This is a genomic window from Sphingobium sp. R-21, from assembly GCF_049913335.1.
Taxonomy (GTDB): domain Bacteria; phylum Pseudomonadota; class Alphaproteobacteria; order Sphingomonadales; family Sphingomonadaceae; genus Sphingobium.
In genome coordinates this window covers 2071358-2089618 of the sequence record NZ_CP184374.1, presented here as the reverse complement: position 1 = coordinate 2089618, position 18261 = coordinate 2071358, and the positions used below count along the sequence as shown (strand labels likewise).

The window sequence follows — 18261 nt, the reverse complement described above, 5'->3', positions numbered from 1 at the left end:
ATAAGTACGACGACAGTGTCATCCATTGCGATGTTGGCGACGGCCGGCAGTGTACAAGCTCAGCAAGCTCGGACTGTATTGAGGTGGTGCCGCCTTCTTGGACAGTTTGGCGGCTGAGTTAAGCTCATCCTGGTCGTGGTTATGCCGCCTGTTCGGGATTAGCTTAGCATCTGAATAGCCCCTAGTTTTCTAGACGCCTTCCGCTTTCAAAATCTTCTGCCGTTCGAACTCGACAGGCGACAGCATCCCGTTCCTGACCTGCTTTCGAACCGGGTTGTAGAACATCTCGACGTAATTGAACACGTCCTGCCGGGCTTCCTCGCGGGTTCTGTAAGTCCGGCGCCGGATGTGCTCGCGCTTGAGCGAGGAGAAGAAGCTCTCGGCCACCGCGTTGTCGTGGCAATTGCCGCGCCGGCTCATCGAGTGCTCAAGATTGTGAGCCCGGATGAACGCAGCCCAGTCCATACTGGTGAACTGCGAGCCCTGGTCCGAATGGATCAGCACCCGGTGCTTCGGCTTACGCCGCCATACCGCCATGTGCAGCGCCTGCAGCACCACATCGGTGGTCTGCCGGCTCTGCATCGACCAACCCACCACGCGGCGGGAATACAGATCGATCACGACAGCCAGATAGGCAAACCCTTCCAGGGTGCGGATGTAGGTGATGTCTGTCACCCAGGCCCGGTCTGGTGCAGCCACGTCGAACTGGCGATCGAGGGTGTTGTCGACCACCAGGGACGGCCTGCCGCCATAGCTGCCGGGCCTGCGCTTGTAGCCGATCTGCGCCCTGATGCCCGCCAGCCTGGTCAACCGGGCAACGCGGTTCGGGCAGCAGGTCTCGCCTTGATCCAGCAGGTCATCGTGCAGCTTGCGGTAGCCATAGATCTTGCCGCTGTCGTTCCAGGCCTGCCGGATCAGTTCCGTCTGCCGAGCATCTTCTCGAGCCCGCTGGCTCAGCGGGCTCTTCTGCCAGGCATAGAAACCACTGGGCTGGATGCGCAGGCATCGACACATCGACCGAACCCTGAACTGGTCACGATGCTCAGCAACGAACGCGTATCTCACTTTGCATCCCTGGCGAAATACGCGGTGGCTTTCCTAAGAAACAGCCATATCAGGCTCCGGTGTCAGTTCCTGAAGCGAGAAGCCAAAGGCCTTGGCGCGGCGCTGGAGGTTGCCGATCACCCGGCTGCGATACCGCTCTTCATATTGGGTGGCGCCGGGATCATGATACGCCATCCCGAAGCGCAGGCTGTTATAAAAAAGGACAGCGATCTTTCGCGCCGTTGCGGTCACGGCTTTCGCCTTTCCCGCTCGGGCAGATAACCGCCGGTAAAACGCGCCCAGCGCGGTGTCGCTGCGGCCGATCGTGGTTGCAGCCAAGCGCAAAAGTGCCGCCGCGCGGCTCGACGATCGCCGTGTCTTTGATGACAGCAGCTTGCCGCCCGATATCTTGTTACCCGGCGCCAGGCATAGCCAGGACGTAAAATGCTTTGAACTGGGCCAAGCCGAAAGGTCGGTGCCGCACTCGCCGACGAGCTTGAGCGCCAGAGACGGTCCGATTCCATGGATCTGTGTCAGGTCCACGCCCAGCACGCGATAAAGCGCGGACCGGACCTCGAAGTCAGGCGCGTTCACCTGCCGTCTTTTAGTCCGGACTTTGGGGAGGCGGCGGATATCGTGCCCCTTGTCGATTTCGAGCGCCTTGAGCGCGACCTCTAGCTTACGATCGCATTCGAGGATTTTGGTCTGATAAAAGTCGTACAAGGCCAGCGACTGGCAGAGTGCAAAGATGTGCTCATCCCGCCAGTTTCCCGACAAGGCGGCGCAAATGGTCTCCACGGACGCGTGGCAACGGACGTCGCGCATTTCCGCCAGCGTGATGGGCGTGCGTTCGCCGGCCACAATGGCCCTGATGATCCGCATGCCCGTAACCCCGGTGATATCGGAAACGACGTGATGAAGCTGCACGTTCATCTCCATCAGCGCCTTCTGCATGTGCTGGATATGGGACGCTGCATATTCGATCAGACGCTCGCGCTGCCGGAGGTAAGAACGCATGGTCGCCACGCCCGCCTCAGGACGGAAGCTCCCTCGCAATAGCCCATAGCTGTGAAGGCGTTGCAGCCAGGCCGCATCGCTGACATCGGTCTTTCGGCCCGGGACGTTCTTGGCGTATCGGGCGTTGACGAGAATGACGTGAAAGCCGTGCTCCTCCAGCACTTCATAGGCCGGGATCCAGTAAACGCCGGTGGATTCCATCGCCACGCTGGTGACACCACTCGCCTTGAACCAACGGGCCATATCATGCAGCTCGCCGGTGAACGTGCCAAATGCCCGCACGGGATTGTCGTCCGCCTGCGGATTAATGGCCGCCAAGTGCATGGTCGAGCCGATATCGATGGCGGCGGCGCCAGGGTTGACCATGGACAAAGCGTCTGAACCTGGGGATTTTGCTCCTGTCATTCCATGTCCTCCTTCAAAGCGGAGGGTATGGGCTATGCCAACCGTCATCTTCCTAATCGGGATCGCCGCAGCACGGCGTCACCACTCTCAAGTACGCAAATGCCCACGGGCCACGTTTTTTAACGGGGTATCATGCCTCCAATAAGCGAACGGCCGCGACCCTCCTAGCCAACACCATAGCACGGCCCGTTTCTACCCTGCACAGGCGGGCTCAGCCGGGGACCGTTTTTTAATATGTCGCGCTCCTCGGTCACCCGGGCCAGCTCGCGCTTCAACTGGCGGATCTCGGCATCCTTGCCGGCATCGCTCGACACTTGCTTCGCCAGCTGCCGCTTCCACGCATACAGCGAGTGCTGACTCACGCCTAGCCGCTGCGAGACCTCGGCTACCGGATACCCGCGCTCGGTGATCTGGGCCACCGCATCACGCTTGAACTCATCGCTGAAATTGGGCTTCCCCATCATCACCTCCTGTCCTCAAAAGTAGGATTGAAGGCGTCTAGAAAACTAGGGGCTATTCAATCCTGTCCAGAAAACCGGCACCATCTCAGAGATCAGCATGGCGTTCTGAAGGCGGCTTGATCGCCTCTGCTCCGTGCGGAACTTGGTTGATGGAACCTAAGCTATTTACCAACGGCCTACCATCGAAACGCGACACTTGAAAAGCGACCGCATGACGGTGAGGGGCGGGGTAAGCGGGAGCGCTCCTTGCGACAAACAGCTCGCCAGTAGGCCACGTCGGCGGTAGGCTTCCGTAATGCCAAGCTTTCAAATTAGAAACTTTATTCGCACGCCGTTGAATGTGCTTGTAGAGGATCACGACCAGACGGGAGTGTCAGCATGTCACGTCGCGGCACCCCCCGATACTATCTGGCGTTACAGGGCTGTGATGCCGGAGAAGACTCATGTCATCAGCGTCTATTTCCAGCATAGCCTTCAACATCGCTTGGTCGTTGATGATACTGTGCTCATCGAGGGGCCGCTTCCAGATATTTTCATCTGTTTTTTACCGGCGGGCACTCGCGTTGAGGCAAATGTGACCAACGGATTCGACATATTGCAAATGTTCATGCCTTCTTGGTGGATTGAGGGCCTGGCGCAGAAGATCCAGAGGCAACAAAGCGCCTTGGCTAATCTGAGGTGTGACCCATTCGTCTGCTCCGATCCAGGGCTCTTCTATCTTGCACGGGCCATATTGGAATCGATGCGTGGCTTCAACGAGGATCAGCGCCTCCTCGAGTTTCGCACGATGGCTGAAGCCTTTGCCACGCGCTTGGTTGCAGAACACATGCTGGTGCCAGGGGATCGCGGACGTAGTTCCGGCTTGAGCGAGGTCGATGTGAAGCGGGTTAGAAGATATGTTGAAGACCACCTGGATACTCCGCTGCGAGTGGAGCTGCTTGCCAATTTGACTGGACAGAGCCTCTTCCATTTCACCCGCGCGTTTAAACGCGCTACCGGCTTTCCGCCTTACCGCTATATACAGGACCGACGGATGCGCCGTGCTCTTGAGCTCTTACGCAACTCGAACCTCTCCATAGGAAGCGTAGCTGCTGCAGTTGGCTACGAGGATCCAAGCCATTTTGCGGGGGTTTTCCGCCGGACCTTCGGTTCGGAGCCGCGCCGCGTACGGCAATCCGATCAACTCTCGTCGCTGTCGAGACCTTCCGATCAGTCTTCTGACTAATGTGGTGGATTTGAAATACGCCTCATTATAGCGGCTAGGTAGGGAGCGTATTTCAAATCCAAAAAAATACACTAAAATCATATATTTACTAGTGACCCTGATGAATCTGAAGTTCGTTCAACACCTATCCAACAGTGTGACGAACTTCAGATTCGGGTCACTAGGCCGCAGAGACATCGACAGAATTCCTGGGGTCAGGACCGGGGCGCTGTCTGAACAGACGAGGATGTTGAGGCGCAACCGGTCCTACCCAGGGGATGGAGCAGGATGACATGGAGCGCGCAGATGAAAATGCTTGAAGGGCGTACTGCCCTCGTAACCGGCGCAGGTTCCGGAATTGGCCGCGCATCGGCCCGCCTCTTCGCCGAACGCGGCGCGCGCGTCGTTGTGGCGGATATCGATGCGCAAGGGGGGCATGTCACGGTCGAGGAGATCAGGCGTCAAGGGGGCGAAGCGCGCTTCATTGGGGCCGATGTGACGAGCGAGGCATCGGTTCGCGACATGATCGAATTTGTGATCGAGACCTATGGTCGGATCGACATGGCGCACAATCATGTGGGTCATGGCGGCCCGATCGGGAAGATCACCGACATATCGCTGGCTGAATTCGAGCGATGTCATGCTCTCAATACCGTCTCCTGCTTTCTCTGCATGAAATATGAAATACCCCATATGCTGGAGGCAGGCGGCGGCGCGATCGTGAATACCGGCTCGCTGGCCAGTCTGATCGGCACGCCGGCGATGAGCGCCTATGTCAGTGCCAAGCACGGTGTGGCCGGATTGACCAAAACGGCCGCTCTGGACTTTGCGACCAGCAACATCCGCGTCAACGCCATATGCCCCGGCGCTACCGATACGCCGATGATGCGCGGCGCGCTTGAGGAAGTGAGCAGGACAAATCCGGAAATGATCAAGCAATGGGTGGAGCCGATCGGGCGGTTCGGTACAGCAGAGGAGCAGGCCGAGGCGGCGGTATGGCTCTGTTCGCCCGCGGCCTCCTTTGTGACGGGTCACATTTTTCCTGTCGATGGCGGGCATATGGCGGGCAACCGGCCAAGCGACTGAACTTCAGGTCATGGGAAGGAAGGAATGTCGATGAACAAGCGCATGGACGGCAAAGTCGTAATAGTGGTCGGCGCGACCCGGGGCATAGGTGCTGCAACATCGCGTCGCCTCGCCCAGGAAGGCGCTGTCGTGATCCTGGGCGGGATAAGCGTCGAACGCGGTCAGGCCTTTGCAGAGGAGCTGAACGACAGCGGGGGCAGGGCCGAATTCCGATTGGCCGATCTTTCGAACGGCGACAGCCTGCTGGACCTGATGAACGGCGTCGCCCATGACCACGGCCGCATCGATGGTCTGTTCAACAATGGGGCTGATCTCCACCTGCTCGATCGTGACGGCGATGTTCTTAGCACCGATCCCGAGATTTTCGCGCGGTCGCTGACGACCAATCTGACAGGTTATTTTCTTTCATGTCGGGCGGCTATCCCTCATATGCTGAAGACCGGCGGTGGTGCCATCGTGCAAACCTCGTCGCTGGCGGCTTCACGCGGCGATTCGGCGATGGTGGGCTATTGTGCATCCAAGGCGGGCGTCGATGCGCTGACCAGGCATGTCGCCGTGCGGTTCGGCAAACAGAAGATCCGCTGCAACGCCATCCAGCCCGGCATGATAATGGTCGAAAATGCGGTAGCCATGGGGGATGCGCTGCCCCTCGAACTCATCCTGAAGCAGACGGCCGGGCCTCGCCTGGGAGAACCCGAAGACATTGCGAGCGCGGCGACCTTCCTGCTTTCGGATGACGCCGCTTTCATCAACGGCCAGATCATCCGCGTCGATGGTGGCATGAGCATCCCGCTGCTGAGCAATTCCATAGCGCAGTCTTGATTGGCCCTGCCGGGTGGTCTGCTTTGATAGTTGGCGCATTGTTGCCTCTGGCGCCGTGGCGGGCCGAAGGTGGAGCGAAGCGGAACCGGAGGGAGCCGATGGCGGCGTAGCCGTTTTCGGCGCCGAGGGGCGATAGCCCAGCGAGCTGTGCGGCCTGTCAGTTTTGTGATGCCGCCGCCATCAGCAGTACAAGCTGGCCGACATCGGCTTCACCGAGAACGGTATCGACCGCATCAGCGGCGACTGCGTGCGCGCCTACGACGTTCCGCTGGAGCGCTGAACCGGCAGCGCCCGGACAATGTCCGGGCGCTGCCGGTTCAGCCCGCCGGGTGCGGACCTCGGGAATAGGTCGCAAGGTCGCGGACCGTGTCGTAATCGATTCCGTCCGGCGGCACGAAGCGTTCGCGCAGGTTCACGAACGGGCGGCGATAGGACGGATCCTCGCGCGTCTGGCTGGGTACGCCGTTGGCAAGGCGATCCGGCGCCCACCGGAACGGGATCGGCGCCCCAGGAATGTTGCAGCAGCCGTCGATCGTCGCATAGCGGAAGGCGATCCGCCAACCTTCCGGCCGCCGCTCCACCCGGTCGAGATAGCGGCCAAACGCGATCGAATTGCTGCCGTCGAGCAGCGGGCCGGTGAAAATCCAGTAGGTTTCCGTAATCGCTGTGTCCGCGTCGATGAACTCGCAAGTCTGGTTGGTCGTATGATGCAGCGTGGTTTCGATGGACCGCTTGTGCGAATCCCAGATCCATTCGAAAAATTCCTCGCGGCTGCCGCAGAAGCCCAGATGGTCGTCGATCGCATCATCGGCATAGGCGGTGAACAGGATATCCTTGTCCAACCGGTCGTCCCCGCGCGCGAGGCGGATCGCCACGTCGCGCACTGCCATGCGGTCGTGCAGGTGCTGCACTTCGGCCTGCAGGGCTTCCACCGTCCTGCACAGTCGGTCGATCTTTTCCGCGTCGGTCATTTGCTGCCTCTCCACCATACTTCCCGCCGCCCGGATCACATGACCGGCTTGGGCGCGTCGGGATCGATCAGCCGCATGACGCAATGGCGATGCGTGATCCGCCACCCGGCGGCGGTGCGGGTCAACCGGTCACGATAGACCCCGGTCATCGTCCGGGCATCGGCGAGCACGATCACGATCTTGGAATCGCAGCGGGCCCCGTCGGGCCCGTCGGGATCGACCACCAGGTTGGTCACGTGATGACCCCAGGGGTGCACTGATGCGCCCCAGGCGTCCTGCAACTCGCGCAGGCTATTCAGCCGCACGCCATACGGCTCCACTTCGAACACCGCCTCGGGAGTGAAGATCTCGCCAAGTCGATCCCACGGACCGCCGGCGGCGGAACATTCGTCCATGATGTGGCCGTAGCGGCCCATCAGGTTGTAGATGGCAATGAAATCCTCGGCCGCGATCTGACGCATCGGCTCATCCTCCGGAAACGTGCGGTTCCCATCCGGCTTCCGTGATGCGCGCTCCGCGCCCTGCCGCAATCGTCCGTGTGGCCTAGATGCGGTAATGGGCCGTCGCCTGAACGGCAGCGCCCGAAAGCTTTAAGGCCCTCGCCAAACAACACTATCGCTGGCGTTCGGCACGGTACAATGTCTTTGGGAGCCTTGCGCAACCCTGCGTACGCCCCGCCTGTCGGACCTCGAGGTGGCCGGATCGCTGCAGGCCTGGCTGTTCCAGATCGTCTTCGCCGCGATCTTGTCGTCCATCGATCTGGTGCCGCTCAATCCGGTCGTCGACACCGTCCTGCGTGTCTCGCGTGCGAACGCACCGGACGGGTCGCCGTCTGAACAGGATGCTACTCGGCCGCGTTCGCGGAAGTGGATCATAAGCCGCGCTCGGCTGCAGCACTTCCGGCGCGAGGTCCCGAAAAGGCGTCGGCTATCGCCATGCCGCTGGCGTCTACGACGCCGCCGGTCCGCTCGTCGACCTCCAGCCCGCCGAGCGTGAAGACCTGCGTGAAGCTGTATTTGTTCGCAGTCGAAATGTTCGCCGCATAAAAGGGGCCCTTGCGGATTGCCGACCGGTTCCCAGGCGACTTGCCGAAGGCATCGTTCACCGGTCGGCTTCGGCTATCGTGAAACTATTCAACACCGGCCCGAGGATCAGCTATACCTACGGGTTAGGCCAGTCGATCGATATGCCATGCCGATTGGCGTCCAGGAACATGACGATATCGGCTCGTTCCGGCATTTCGGCCAATATATGACGTGTCAGACGCTCGTAATGGCTGATGAACCGGCTGATATCCGCTGTGGTCATGATAGCGTCGCCTGGCGCGCCGCTCTGACGCAGTGCCTCTTCCTGTTCGAGCCGCCAGCCATGCACGACGTCCCAGCCTGGTGCGGCGAGGAATATCAGGAGGTCGATGCGCGCGAACAGGGAGCGGTACGGCCCGGCCAGCATGTCGTTTACATATCGGCGCCATGTGCCGTCGCGATCCTCTTCCCGCTCCAGCGCATTGGCCGGTTCCGCTAGCGCCTCGCTTTCCTGCGGCAGCGCGCCGACGCACCATCCCTCGAACAGCATGACACGGGTGTTTGCGGCTGCCGTCGGCCATGACGTTTCCGGTGATCGATCGTCGATCGCCTTGTCGAAACGGGGCAACCGAACCGCGGCGCCGCGATCCAGCGACGCCATCACGGCCATTCCCAGGTCGATGTCATGGGTGCCCGGCACGCCGCGTGTGCGGAGCAATGGATGGACATCCCGGGCCAATGCCTCGCGCTCCGCCCGCGTGAGGTAGAGATCGTCGAGCGAGAGCGTGGCGACACGGTCCAGACGCTGCGCGAGGCGGGCCACCAGCGTCGACTTGCCACTTCCCTGCGCGCCGCAAATGCCCACGACCAGCGGACGGTCGGGGCTCTGCGCCGCCGCCGCCTCGATCGCGGCGATCAGCCGATCGTCAGGCGACACGGTTGGGCAGCGCCTTGCCTGACAGGAATGCGTCGATGTTGGCGATGGCCTGCATTCCCATCGCGTTGCGCGCCTCGATCGTCGCGCTGCCGAGATGAGGCAGCAGGACGGAGCGCGAATGGGCGAGCAATCCGGGATGCACCACCGGCTCCTCCGCATAGACATCCAGGGCGGCGGCACCGATCCAGCCCGCCTCCAGCGCCTCGACGAGCGCGGCCTCGTCGATCACCGGCCCACGCGCCGTGTTCACCAGGATCGCATGGGGTTGCATCGCGCGCAGGATCCCCCGGTCGATCATGTGACGCGTCGCCGCGCCGCCCGGCGTATGCAGCGACACCACATCTGCGCCTCGGACCAGATCGACCAGCGTGTCGACCGGCTCCGCGGCGAGCCGCGCCGTCACCGCCGGATCGACCGGGGAGCGATTGAAGTAGCGGATCGTCATGCCGAGCCCGCGCGCCTTCGCGGCCGTGGCTTGCGCGATGCGGCCGAAGCCAACGAGCGCGAGGACGCGGCCGTGCAGCCCGTTTCCGACCATATGGGTGGGACGCCAGCCTGTCCACGCGCCGGCGCGAACCTCGCGTTCGCCCTCGCCCGCGCGGCGCGCCGCCATCAGCATCAGCAGGATGGCGAGTTCGGCCGTCGCCTCGGTCAGCGCGTCGGGCGTGTTGGTGACCGCGATCCCGGCATCGCGCGCGGCGGCCAGGTCGATGTGGTCGACGCCGGCGCCGTAGCTGGCGATCAGCCGCACCCGGCGTCCCGGCACCGTCAGCAGTTCCGCATCGATGCGATCGGTGATCGTCGGGACGAGGATGTCGGCGTCCCGCATGGCGTCGGCCAGCTGCGACCGGTCGAGCGGCACGTCGTCCGGGTTCAGCCGGGCACCAAGCCGCTCCGCGAGCACGCGTTCGACCTCCGTCGGCAGCCGGCGCATCACGCGGATGGAGGGATGCGCCGCTGTCATGCCCGAACCGCTTCGTCCCGCGCCGTCGGCACTGGCGCGTCGCTTCGCAACAGGCCCTCCGTCACCAGCGCCTGCCAGAAGCCTCCGGGTATCGGACGGCGATACAGGTCCAGCGTCTGCGCCAGCCGGCGCGGATCACCGATGCCGGGGAGGACGCTGACGACGCAGGGATGGGCAAGCGGGAATTGCAGCGCGGCGGCGGCCAGCGGCACCTGCCACGCGTCGGCAACGGCCTCGATCCGCCGGACGCGTGCGACGATCTCGTCCGGTGCCGGGCTATAGTCGTAATAGGGCGTACCGCCGGTGCGCGTCCCGGTCGCGAGAATACCGCTGTTGTACGGTGCGCCGGCGATCACCGACACGCCGTTCTTCGCGCACAGCGGAAACAGCGCGTCGAGCGGCGTCTGTTCGAGCAGCGTGTAGCGGTTGGCGAGCAGGAGGACGTCGATCGGCGCGGCGTGGATCGCGTCGATGCAGACCTCGACCTCGTTCACGCCCAGTCCGAACGCACCGATCGCCCCCTGGTCACGCAACGACTCCAGCGCGTCGAACCCGCCGCCCGTCGTCAGTTCGGCCCAGTGACGATCGTGCGCGTCGCCCTGCACCATCCGACCGATGTCATGGACGAACAGCATGTCGACCCGGTCGAGCCCGAGGCGGTGCAGGCTTGCCTCGAACGAGCGCAATATGCCATCGCGGCTATAGTCGTACACGACCCGGAACGGCATTGGCGAGAGGAAGCCGTCGCGCGCTTCCTCCGCGGTCGCCGACGCATCGGGCGTCAGCAGCCGCCCGACCTTCGTCGACAGGATGATCGCGCGGTCCGCTTCCCGCAGTGCATCGCCGACACGCCGCTCGCTCAGGCCCCGTCCGTAAAAGGGGGCGGTGTCGACGAAGCCGACCCCCGCCGCGATCGCCGCGTCGATCGCCGCCCGCCCGGTCGCATCGTCGATCCGCCGGTTGAGGTTGCCGAGCGACGCGGCGCCGAAGCCGATCTCGGTCAGCCGGATCTTTGTCTGCCCGAGCGGGCGGGTCGGAAGGGTCATCGCGCCGGTCCCGTTCAACCATTCGCCGCGGCGACGAAGTCCTGGCGCTGCTCGCCCAGGCCCTCGATGCCGAGTGTCACCACGTCGCCCGCCTTCAGATAGCAGGGCTCGGGCTTCTGGCCGAGCCCGACGCCCGGCGGGGTGCCGGTGGTGATGATGTCGCCGGGTTCCAGCGCCATGAACTGCGAACAATAAGCGACGATCTCGGCGATGGGGAATATCATCGTCGCGGTGCTGCCGGTCTGCATCCGCTTGCCGTTGACGTCGAGCCACATCGACAATGCCTGCGGGTCGCCAACCTCGTCGGCGGTGACCAGCCACGGGCCGATCGGCCCGAAGGTCGGGAAGCCCTTGCCCTTGTCCCAGGTGGCGCCGCGCTCGGTCTGCCATTCGCGTTCCGACACGTCGTTGACGACCAGATAGCCGGCGACATGATCCAGCGCCTTGTCGACCGGAACGTCGTGCGCCGGGGTGCCGATGACGATGCCCAGTTCGACCTCCCAATCGGTCTTCTTCGATCCGCGCGGGATGACGACCGGGTCGTTCGGGCCCTGGATGCAGTTCACCCATTTGTTGAACACGACCGGCTCTTCCGGGATCGGCAGGTTCGATTCAGCGGCGTGGTCGGCATAGTTCAGGCCGATCGCGATGAACTTGCGGGTGCCGGTGACCGGCGGACCGTAGCGGACCCCCGCATCGACCAGCGGCAGATCGTCTGCAGAGAGCGCGGCGAGGCGACGCAGTCCCTCCACCGAGATCGCGGCGGGATCGATGTCGGCGACATGCCCGGACAGGTCGCGGATGCGGCCGGCGGTATCGATCATGCCCGGCTTTTCGTGACCGGCGGCGCCGAAGCGGCAGAGTTTCATGGCTATTCCTTTGTCGAAAAATTGTTGGAAACATTGGCGAGGATGCGGTGGTCGATTGCGGAAACGGCATTGACGCCGGTCAGCGTCATGGCAACCCGCATCTCATGCGTAAGCATGGCGAGCATCCGCGCAACGCCCGCCTCGCCTTCGGCGGCGAGCGCCCACAGCCATGCCCGGCCGAGCAGCACGCCCTTCGCCCCCAGCGCCAGCAGGCGGACGACGTCAAGGCCGGAGCGGACACCGGAATCGGCGAGCACGGTCAACTGGTCGCCTACTGCGGCGGCGATACGCGGCAAAGCGGCCGCGGTCGACATCACGCCATCGAGTTGTCGTCCGCCATGGTTCGACACGACGATGCCGTCCGCGCCGTAATCGGCGGCGGCGCGGGCATCCTCGGGATCGAGGATCCCCTTGATGATGAGCGGCCCGTCCCATTCGGCGCGCAGCCAGTCGAGGTCGTTCCAGCGGATGCCGGGGTCGAAGTTCGCGCCCAGCCAGCCCATGTAATCGTTCAGGCCGCTGGCATTGCCCAGCACTGGCTCCAGATTGCCGAGCCGGTGCGGACGACCACGCAGTCCGACGTCCCATGCCCACCCTGGCTTGCCGATCGCCTGGGCGACGCGCTTCATTGCAGCGCCCGGCCCCGACATCCCCGAATGCGCGTCGCGATAACGGATGCCGGGTATGGGCATGTCGACGGTAAACACCAGCGCCTGCGCGCCCGCTTCTTTCGCCCGCGCCAGAAGTTCCCGCATGAAGCCGCGGTCGCGGATGACGTAGAGTTGGAACCACAACGGCCCGTCCGACGCCGCCCCGCGCAGTTCCTTCATGCTGCAAATGCCGACGGTCGACAGCGTGAAGGGCACGCCGTGCCGATGCGCTCCCCGCGCCGCCTGCGTTTCGCCGCGTCGGCGGAACATGCCGGCGATGCCGATCGGACCCAGTACCACCGGCAGCGGCTGGTCGCGACCGAACAGCGTCGTGCGCAGGTCGAGCGCGGCCACGTCCTGCAACACGCGCTGGCGCAGCACCGTGGCGTGCAGGTCGTCGACGTTGCGGCGGCAGGTGACCTCCGAAAAGGCGGCCCCATCGGCATAGTCGAACAGGAAACGCGGCAGCCGCCGCCGGGCGGCGGTGCGGAAGTCGTCGATGGAGGCGATGATCGTCATCGGGCGGCTCAGGCCATCGTCCAGCCGCCGTCGATCGCCATCAGGCTGCCGGTGATATAGCTGCTTTCGTCGGAGGCGAGATAGAGGGCCAGTGCGGCAATCTCTTCAGCGGTGCCGATCCGCCCCATCGGCTGGCGCGCAATGAAGGCCGCGCGCGCAGCCTCGGCATCGCCGGTCGCCGCGAGCCGCTGGTCGAGCGACGGAGACTGCACGGTGCCAGGGCAGATCGCGTTGCAGCGGACGCCGTGCCGCACATAATCCACGGCCACCGATCTGGTCAGCCCGCCCAGCGCGCCCTTGGACACGCAATAGGCGAAGCGGTCAGGAACGCCGATCATCGCCCCCGCCACCGACGCTACGTTGACGATGGATCCGCCACCCGCGGCGATCATGCCGGGCAGGAAGGTGCGGATCATCCGCATCGCGGCATCGACGTTGAGGTCGAACGACAGGCGATAGCCCCGTTCCCCGGTCGAGAGCAGGTCGCCGGCATCGACATAGCCCGCGCAATTGACCAGCACGTCGATCGTCCCGACCTCCGTGCCCAAGGCGTCGACCGCCACGGCGTCGAGCAGGTCGACCACCTTCGTCCGGCACCCGGCCAGCGTCGCCAGCGCCTCCGCCTGCACGTCCAGTGCGATCACCTCCGCGCCTTCGCGCAGGAACAATTCCACCGTCGCGCGGCCAATCCCCTGCGCTGCCCCGGTCACGAGGGCGCGCTTGCCCGCCAGTCTGTTCATATCCTGTCCTCATTCGATAGATGATCACTCTGCCGGAAGACGCGATGCGCCACCGGCCAGGGTTCGCCATCGGCAAATGGCGCCCGTTGAAGCTCGGCCATGCGGGCCTGCCATGCGATGAGCTGGGGATGATCGCGCTCGATCCGCCGCAATCCCTCCGCGTCGAAATCCTCGGCCAGCGTCAGGATCATGACCAGGCGGTGGCCGGCCCGGAAGATCTCCATCTCGACGATGCCATGACGATGCTGCGCCTCGACGACCGCAGCCGGCGTCCGGCCGACGCGGTGCGCATCGTCATAGGCGGCGATCGCCGCGGCATCGGTGGCGAGGTCCATGATGCGGACCACACGGTGCGTTCCCATCGCTCAGCCCTTCATGCCGTAGAATGCGGCCGCCGCACCGCGAAACAGGCGATCCCGCGCCGGCCCGTGCAGGCCGGTGAGCCGGTCGGCATCCGCCACCCATTGCGCGAAATCGTCCCCCGACAGGCGCAACACCGGCCAGTCGCTGCCCCACATCAACCGATCGCCGAAGCATGCGAGCAGATGGTCGACATAGGGGCGCAGTTGGTCCGCCGGAGCGCCGGCCACCTGTTCGGTGCGCAGGCCCGACAGCTTGCACCATGCGCCGCGATCGGCGAGCGCGGCGATCTGCGTCCGCCACGGATCGATCCTGTCTTGGGCGATGAAGGGCTTTGCCGCATGGTCGATCACGACCGGAAGATCCGGCCAGCGATCCATGAAACGCGCCAGCATCGGCAGATGCCGGGGCTGCACGAGCGCATCGAAGCGCAGGCCGTGCCGCAGCATCGCCGCGATGGCGGGCTCCAGCGCCGGGTCGAGCAGCCAGTCGGTGGCGGCGATGGACTGCAGCATCGGCCGCAACCCGCGCAGCCTGGGCGCGGTCGCGAGCGTGGCGATCCTGCCCGGTGCCTGCGGTGACGCGAGATCGACCCATCCGACGACGGCACCGACGACAGGGCTCGTCTCCGCCACGGCCAGCATCCAGTCGGTATCGGCGTCGGTCGGCTGCGACTGGACCAAGACGCTGGCGGCCAGCCGGACATCGCCCGTCGCGGCGATCAGGTCGTCCATCGCGAAATCACGATGAATCGACGGTTCCGCGACGGTCGGCCACTGGTGCCCGGGCGTGTCGAGCGCCCAGAGGTGATGGTGCGCGTCGATCACCTCCATGATATCACGCCATACCGAGAATCCGTTGCAGCGCCTGCTGAAAATGGCCGGCGAGCGCCGCTTCCGCCGCGTCCGCATCGCGGTTCGCGCACGCCTCCAGAATGTCGAGATGCTCGCGCAGCGTACGCAGGGCCAATGGTCTCGTCACCAGCCGGTCGAGCCGAACGAGCGTCACGTAATTCTTCAGTCGTCGCGCGGTCATTTCGATCAGCGAGTTGCGCAACGACGAGATCAGCGCGCCGTGCAGCTGCTCCTCCAGCAGCCCCAGCCGATCCTCCTCGGCCGGACCCAGGTCGTGACGCTCCAGATCCGCGATCAGATCGCGATGCGCCGCGATCATCTCCGCAATCTCCGCCGCATCGCCCGTTTCCGCGAAAGCCCGCGCGCCCGCCCGCTCGATCAGCGAGCGGAACTGGTAGGTCGATCGCGACAGTTCCAGATCCGCCTTGACGAAGCGGATACAGGATCGCGCGTGAATCGTGACCAGGCCCTCCGTCTCCAACGTTCGCAACGCGTCGCGCAGCGGCTGGATGGTGAGGCCGAGCAATCGCATCAGTTCGTTCTGCGACAATTCGGCGCCGACCGGGATGGTTCTGTCGAACAAGCCCTGAAGGATCGCACGATAGGCCTTTTCGGCCAGCGGCGGTTCGTTTCCTCTCTCGCCGACGGATTTCTCGCTGACAGGGGGATCGGTCGCCGACACGGCGCTGATTTTCGAACGTGGCATAGTCAGACGAAATGGCCTCATCACCGGGACGGGTCAACCGCAAAGCCTTTCGGCAGGATAGCGAAGCGCCGCTCATCGCACCGACCGGATCGGCAACACGAGACACGCACCCGCCAGCACGAACGCCCCCGCGACGACGAACAGCAGCGGATAATCGTTGCCGGTCGCGCTGAGCAGCGTCGCAGCGAGCACCGGGCTGAGGATTTGCGGGACGTTCACCGCGGTGGTCAGGATGCCGAGATCCTTGCCCGTATCATCACCGCCTTCGCTGGCCGGCAGCACCTGCGTCATCAATGCGAGGTCGACCGACATGAAGGCACCATAGCCGAGTCCGATCAGCACCGCATAGGCGAACATGCCGGCGGCGTTGGGCTGCGCCAGCGGGGCGACGACCGCCAGCGCCATGATGATACCAGCGGCGAAGACCAGCGGCTTGCGGCGCTGCCAGCGATCCGACAGCCAGCCGGAGGCGAGGCCGGAGATGACCAGCGCGACGAATGTTACCGACGACAGGCGCGCGATGGTGGTATTTGCGTCGCCCTGGCTCAACCCGATGTGATCCTGAAGGATATAGAGCAGGTACGTGACGATCGCCTGATAGCCCATGTAGATCGTGAAGCGCCCGAGGAACGCCCATGCGAAATCGGGATGTTCGCGCGGGTCGATCCAGAAGGAGCGCAGGAACGCGCCGAGGCGAAACGGCGAGGCCGGCGGCAGCGTTTCGCGCGGTTCCGGGTTGAGCGCCACGAACGACAGGCAGGCGAGGATGATCGCACCGCCCAGCAGACCGTAAGCGAGCCGCAGATCATGAGCGAGCAGTCCGCCGTAGATCGTGCCGGCGGAAATGCCGGCCGTCATCGCCGCGCCGACCACGCCCGACACGAAGCCGCGCTCCTCCACCGCGAACCGGTCGGCGACGATGGTCGTGATCGCCGGCTGCATCGAATTGAGGCTGATCGCCGCCACGACCCAGAGGGCCGTCACCGCGACGATGCCCGATCCGTAAGGCACCATGATGATGGCGCCGCCGCCGATCAGCGCGCCGATGACGATCCACGGTGTGCGTCGCCCGAACCGGCTTCGCGTCCGGTCCGAGAAGGCGCCGGCCATTGGCGTTGCCAGCGTGCTGAAGACGGACGTGATCGCGAACACCACGCCCAGCGTCTTCGTCTTGGTGGCGGGCGAGATATCCTGGATCTGGTTGGGCAGCAGCACGCCCAGCACCGCGGCATACAGCGTCAGCAGCACGAAGAAGACGACACCCAGCGACACGATCAGTCGCCAGTCGCGCCGACCGGTCGCCATCGTGCGGGGCGGGGGAGCAAAGGGCGCTGTCATGCCGCTGCCGCCGCAGTCAGTCGCCGGCAATCTTCCTGCGCGGTGGCGCTCAACCGTAAACCGTGCCCAGGCGTATCGCTACCGAAGATCATGCCGTCGCGGATTGTAAACGTCTTTTCGACCAGATGGTCGAAATTCTGGAAGCTGTATTCCAGCCAGCGCACGCCTGGCAGCGCCAGCGCCATGTTGACGCCGATCTCGAGGAAACTGTTGCCCAGCGTCACTTCGACATTCTGCTCGCTGGCCAGCCATCCGGCGCGCATCACGTCCCCGACCTGGGCATGGACGTTGAGCATGTCGCATGCCTGTTGTTCGAGCAGGCGCCGCTTGCCGGACAGGTCGAGATATTCGCCGGCGTTGACCCGGGTGATGCCGGTCCGCCGGATCAGCTTCAGCCCCGCGATATCGTCGCGGGTCACGGGATCCTCGACCCAGTAGATGCGGTGCCCCGCGCGCTCGAACGTCTGCAGGGCGTCGATCGCCTGCCCGACGGTCCACGCCTCGTTGGGATCGACCATCACCGGGCGGTCCTGGCCCACCGTCTTGCGCAACAGGTTCAGCCGGTGAACGTCGCGCTCGAGGTCGGGATGGCCGACCTTGATCTTGAAGCCGCGATAGCCGGCTTCCGCGGCGTTGCCGAACAGCTCGACGAAAGCGTGGTCCGACAGATGGAAGTCCAGCCCGCTCGCGTAGACGGGAACGCTTGACCGATCGGCGCCCAGCATCTGCCACAGCGGCAGGCCCTGCTGCTGTGCGAACAGGTCCCAGACCGCCTGTTGGATCGCCTCCTCGAACGGCAGCGACATGCGGCGCACATTGCCGCCGCGCGGACGCCGCACCGCGAGCGCCAGTGCCGCCGGTTCCTGACCATCGAGGGCGGGCCACGCCTGTTCGAGGAAGGTCCGCTCGATCTCCTGCTCGTCGGGAAGGGCGTTGAACAATGATTGCGCGAAGCCGAGGCCGACATGTCCCGCCGAATCGATCAGTTCGATCGCGGCCACATGGATTTCGGTCGTATGCACCTGCGAATCGCCGACCGGTCGATCGCGAGGATAGTGAAAACGGGTAATCCGATATGCCGTAATCCTCATCCCCGTTTGCCTTTCGTCATATCTGATATTTCAGATCTATATTTCAGAGAAATTTTACGGGCGCAAGCCGATAAATCGATCTCAACGGCCGCAAATCGCGCCTAACGGCACAGCGCCGTCACCGGCAATAGAGGGGTAATCCCGCCCCGACA

At 64.1% G+C, this 18261-nt stretch carries 18 protein-coding genes and 3 pseudogenes; 3 read left to right on the top strand and 18 right to left on the bottom strand.

The window, feature by feature from the left end:
- Positions 1–189: 189 nt before the first annotated feature.
- From ACN9MX_RS10035 to ACN9MX_RS10025, 3 genes and pseudogenes are all read right to left on the bottom strand, one after another.
- Positions 190–1098, bottom strand: a pseudogene (locus tag ACN9MX_RS10035) (IS3 family transposase); the annotation flags it as partial.
- Positions 1099–2427: an IS110 family transposase gene (locus tag ACN9MX_RS10030; RefSeq protein WP_426386846.1), complete on the bottom strand. Its 1329-nt coding sequence runs from the start codon at positions 2425–2427 to the stop codon at positions 1099–1101.
- 251 nt (positions 2428–2678) lie between these two features.
- Positions 2679–2927, bottom strand: a pseudogene (locus ACN9MX_RS10025) (transposase); the annotation flags it as partial.
- A gap of 427 nt (positions 2928–3354) precedes the next feature.
- Here ACN9MX_RS10025 and ACN9MX_RS10020 point away from each other — a divergent pair.
- The 3 genes from ACN9MX_RS10020 to ACN9MX_RS10010 all read left to right on the top strand — a co-directional run bounded on the left by ACN9MX_RS10020 (position 3355) and on the right by ACN9MX_RS10010 (position 6039).
- Positions 3355–4152 (top strand): AraC family transcriptional regulator, encoded by a 798-nt coding sequence (locus ACN9MX_RS10020; protein ID WP_363831820.1) that lies wholly within the window; start codon positions 3355–3357, stop codon positions 4150–4152.
- Between the two features lie 285 nt (positions 4153–4437).
- Positions 4438–5217, top strand: coding sequence for an SDR family NAD(P)-dependent oxidoreductase (locus tag ACN9MX_RS10015; protein ID WP_363737797.1), 780 nt, complete (start codon positions 4438–4440; stop codon positions 5215–5217).
- A gap of 30 nt (positions 5218–5247) precedes the next feature.
- Positions 5248–6039, top strand: coding sequence for an SDR family NAD(P)-dependent oxidoreductase (locus ACN9MX_RS10010; RefSeq protein ID WP_363737799.1), 792 nt, complete (start codon positions 5248–5250; stop codon positions 6037–6039).
- A 36-nt stretch (positions 6040–6075) separates the two neighbouring features.
- On the opposite strand, the pseudogene ACN9MX_RS10005 reads toward ACN9MX_RS10010, so the two are convergent.
- The 15 genes and pseudogenes from ACN9MX_RS10005 to ACN9MX_RS09935 form a co-directional block, all read right to left on the bottom strand.
- Positions 6076–6219: pseudogene (locus tag ACN9MX_RS10005) on the bottom strand (IS3 family transposase); the annotation flags it as partial.
- A 137-nt stretch (positions 6220–6356) separates the two neighbouring features.
- Positions 6357–7010, bottom strand: coding sequence for a nuclear transport factor 2 family protein (locus ACN9MX_RS10000; protein WP_363756091.1), 654 nt, complete (start codon positions 7008–7010; stop codon positions 6357–6359).
- Positions 7011–7045: 35 nt separating this feature from the next.
- Complete coding sequence (locus ACN9MX_RS09995; RefSeq protein WP_426386843.1) at positions 7046–7471, bottom strand: nuclear transport factor 2 family protein; 426 nt, start codon at positions 7469–7471, stop codon at positions 7046–7048.
- 410 nt (positions 7472–7881) lie between these two features.
- The gene (locus tag ACN9MX_RS09990; protein WP_426386841.1) at positions 7882–8115 is read right to left on the bottom strand and encodes a hypothetical protein; all 234 of its coding nucleotides are present in this window, start codon (positions 8113–8115) and stop codon (positions 7882–7884) included.
- A gap of 56 nt (positions 8116–8171) precedes the next feature.
- Positions 8172–8972 (bottom strand): kinase, encoded by an 801-nt coding sequence (locus ACN9MX_RS09985; RefSeq protein WP_426386839.1) that lies wholly within the window; start codon positions 8970–8972, stop codon positions 8172–8174.
- Entirely contained in the window at positions 8962–9936 is a 975-nt protein-coding gene (locus tag ACN9MX_RS09980) for a 2-hydroxyacid dehydrogenase (protein ID WP_426386837.1), read from the bottom strand. The genes ACN9MX_RS09985 and ACN9MX_RS09980 overlap by 11 nt, the downstream gene beginning before the upstream one ends.
- Positions 9933–10982, bottom strand: coding sequence for an aldo/keto reductase (locus tag ACN9MX_RS09975; protein WP_426386835.1), 1050 nt, complete (start codon positions 10980–10982; stop codon positions 9933–9935). The genes ACN9MX_RS09980 and ACN9MX_RS09975 overlap by 4 nt, the downstream gene beginning before the upstream one ends.
- Before the next feature lie 14 nt (positions 10983–10996).
- Complete coding sequence (locus ACN9MX_RS09970; protein ID WP_426386833.1) at positions 10997–11851, bottom strand: fumarylacetoacetate hydrolase family protein; 855 nt, start codon at positions 11849–11851, stop codon at positions 10997–10999.
- A gap of 2 nt (positions 11852–11853) precedes the next feature.
- Entirely contained in the window at positions 11854–13020 is a 1167-nt protein-coding gene (gene lldD / locus ACN9MX_RS09965; protein WP_426386831.1) for an FMN-dependent L-lactate dehydrogenase LldD, read from the bottom strand.
- Positions 13021–13028: 8 nt separating this feature from the next.
- A complete protein-coding gene (locus tag ACN9MX_RS09960) occupies positions 13029–13760 on the bottom strand; it encodes an SDR family oxidoreductase (RefSeq protein ID WP_363737814.1) in 732 nt (243 codons plus the stop codon).
- Complete coding sequence (locus tag ACN9MX_RS09955; RefSeq protein WP_363831844.1) at positions 13757–14122, bottom strand: L-rhamnose mutarotase; 366 nt, start codon at positions 14120–14122, stop codon at positions 13757–13759. The genes ACN9MX_RS09960 and ACN9MX_RS09955 overlap by 4 nt, the downstream gene beginning before the upstream one ends.
- 3 nt (positions 14123–14125) lie before the next feature.
- Complete coding sequence (locus tag ACN9MX_RS09950) at positions 14126–14953, bottom strand: amidohydrolase family protein (protein WP_426386828.1); 828 nt, start codon at positions 14951–14953, stop codon at positions 14126–14128.
- A 4-nt stretch (positions 14954–14957) separates the two neighbouring features.
- On the bottom strand, positions 14958–15680 hold the full coding sequence (locus tag ACN9MX_RS09945) for a GntR family transcriptional regulator (protein ID WP_426386826.1): 723 nt from the start codon (positions 15678–15680) through the stop codon (positions 14958–14960).
- A 72-nt stretch (positions 15681–15752) separates the two neighbouring features.
- The gene (locus ACN9MX_RS09940; RefSeq protein WP_426386824.1) at positions 15753–17018 is read right to left on the bottom strand and encodes an MFS transporter; all 1266 of its coding nucleotides are present in this window, start codon (positions 17016–17018) and stop codon (positions 15753–15755) included.
- The gene (locus ACN9MX_RS09935; protein WP_363737821.1) at positions 17015–18109 is read right to left on the bottom strand and encodes a mandelate racemase/muconate lactonizing enzyme family protein; all 1095 of its coding nucleotides are present in this window, start codon (positions 18107–18109) and stop codon (positions 17015–17017) included. The genes ACN9MX_RS09940 and ACN9MX_RS09935 overlap by 4 nt, the downstream gene beginning before the upstream one ends.
- Between the last annotated feature and the right edge of the window lie 152 nt (positions 18110–18261).

Coding starts and splice junctions, on each gene's coding strand:
- ACN9MX_RS10030 (WP_426386846.1), bottom strand. CDS start 2,427: ATGGTCAACCCTGGCGCCGCCGCCATCGATATCGGCTCGACCATGCAC.
- ACN9MX_RS10020 (WP_363831820.1), top strand. CDS start 3,355: ATGCCGGAGAAGACTCATGTCATCAGCGTCTATTTCCAGCATAGCCTT.
- ACN9MX_RS10015 (WP_363737797.1), top strand. CDS start 4,438: ATGAAAATGCTTGAAGGGCGTACTGCCCTCGTAACCGGCGCAGGTTCC.
- ACN9MX_RS10010 (WP_363737799.1), top strand. CDS start 5,248: ATGAACAAGCGCATGGACGGCAAAGTCGTAATAGTGGTCGGCGCGACC.
- ACN9MX_RS10000 (WP_363756091.1), bottom strand. CDS start 7,010: ATGACCGACGCGGAAAAGATCGACCGACTGTGCAGGACGGTGGAAGCC.
- ACN9MX_RS09995 (WP_426386843.1), bottom strand. CDS start 7,471: ATGCGTCAGATCGCGGCCGAGGATTTCATTGCCATCTACAACCTGATG.
- ACN9MX_RS09980 (WP_426386837.1), bottom strand. CDS start 9,936: ATGACAGCGGCGCATCCCTCCATCCGCGTGATGCGCCGGCTGCCGACG.
- ACN9MX_RS09975 (WP_426386835.1), bottom strand. CDS start 10,982: ATGACCCTTCCGACCCGCCCGCTCGGGCAGACAAAGATCCGGCTGACC.
- ACN9MX_RS09970 (WP_426386833.1), bottom strand. CDS start 11,851: ATGAAACTCTGCCGCTTCGGCGCCGCCGGTCACGAAAAGCCGGGCATG.
- lldD (WP_426386831.1), bottom strand. CDS start 13,020: ATGACGATCATCGCCTCCATCGACGACTTCCGCACCGCCGCCCGGCGG.
- ACN9MX_RS09960 (WP_363737814.1), bottom strand. CDS start 13,760: ATGAACAGACTGGCGGGCAAGCGCGCCCTCGTGACCGGGGCAGCGCAG.
- ACN9MX_RS09955 (WP_363831844.1), bottom strand. CDS start 14,122: ATGGGAACGCACCGTGTGGTCCGCATCATGGACCTCGCCACCGATGCC.
- ACN9MX_RS09950 (WP_426386828.1), bottom strand. CDS start 14,953: ATGGAGGTGATCGACGCGCACCATCACCTCTGGGCGCTCGACACGCCC.
- ACN9MX_RS09945 (WP_426386826.1), bottom strand. CDS start 15,680: ATGCCACGTTCGAAAATCAGCGCCGTGTCGGCGACCGATCCCCCTGTC.
- ACN9MX_RS09940 (WP_426386824.1), bottom strand. CDS start 17,018: ATGACAGCGCCCTTTGCTCCCCCGCCCCGCACGATGGCGACCGGTCGG.
- ACN9MX_RS09935 (WP_363737821.1), bottom strand. CDS start 18,109: ATGAGGATTACGGCATATCGGATTACCCGTTTTCACTATCCTCGCGAT.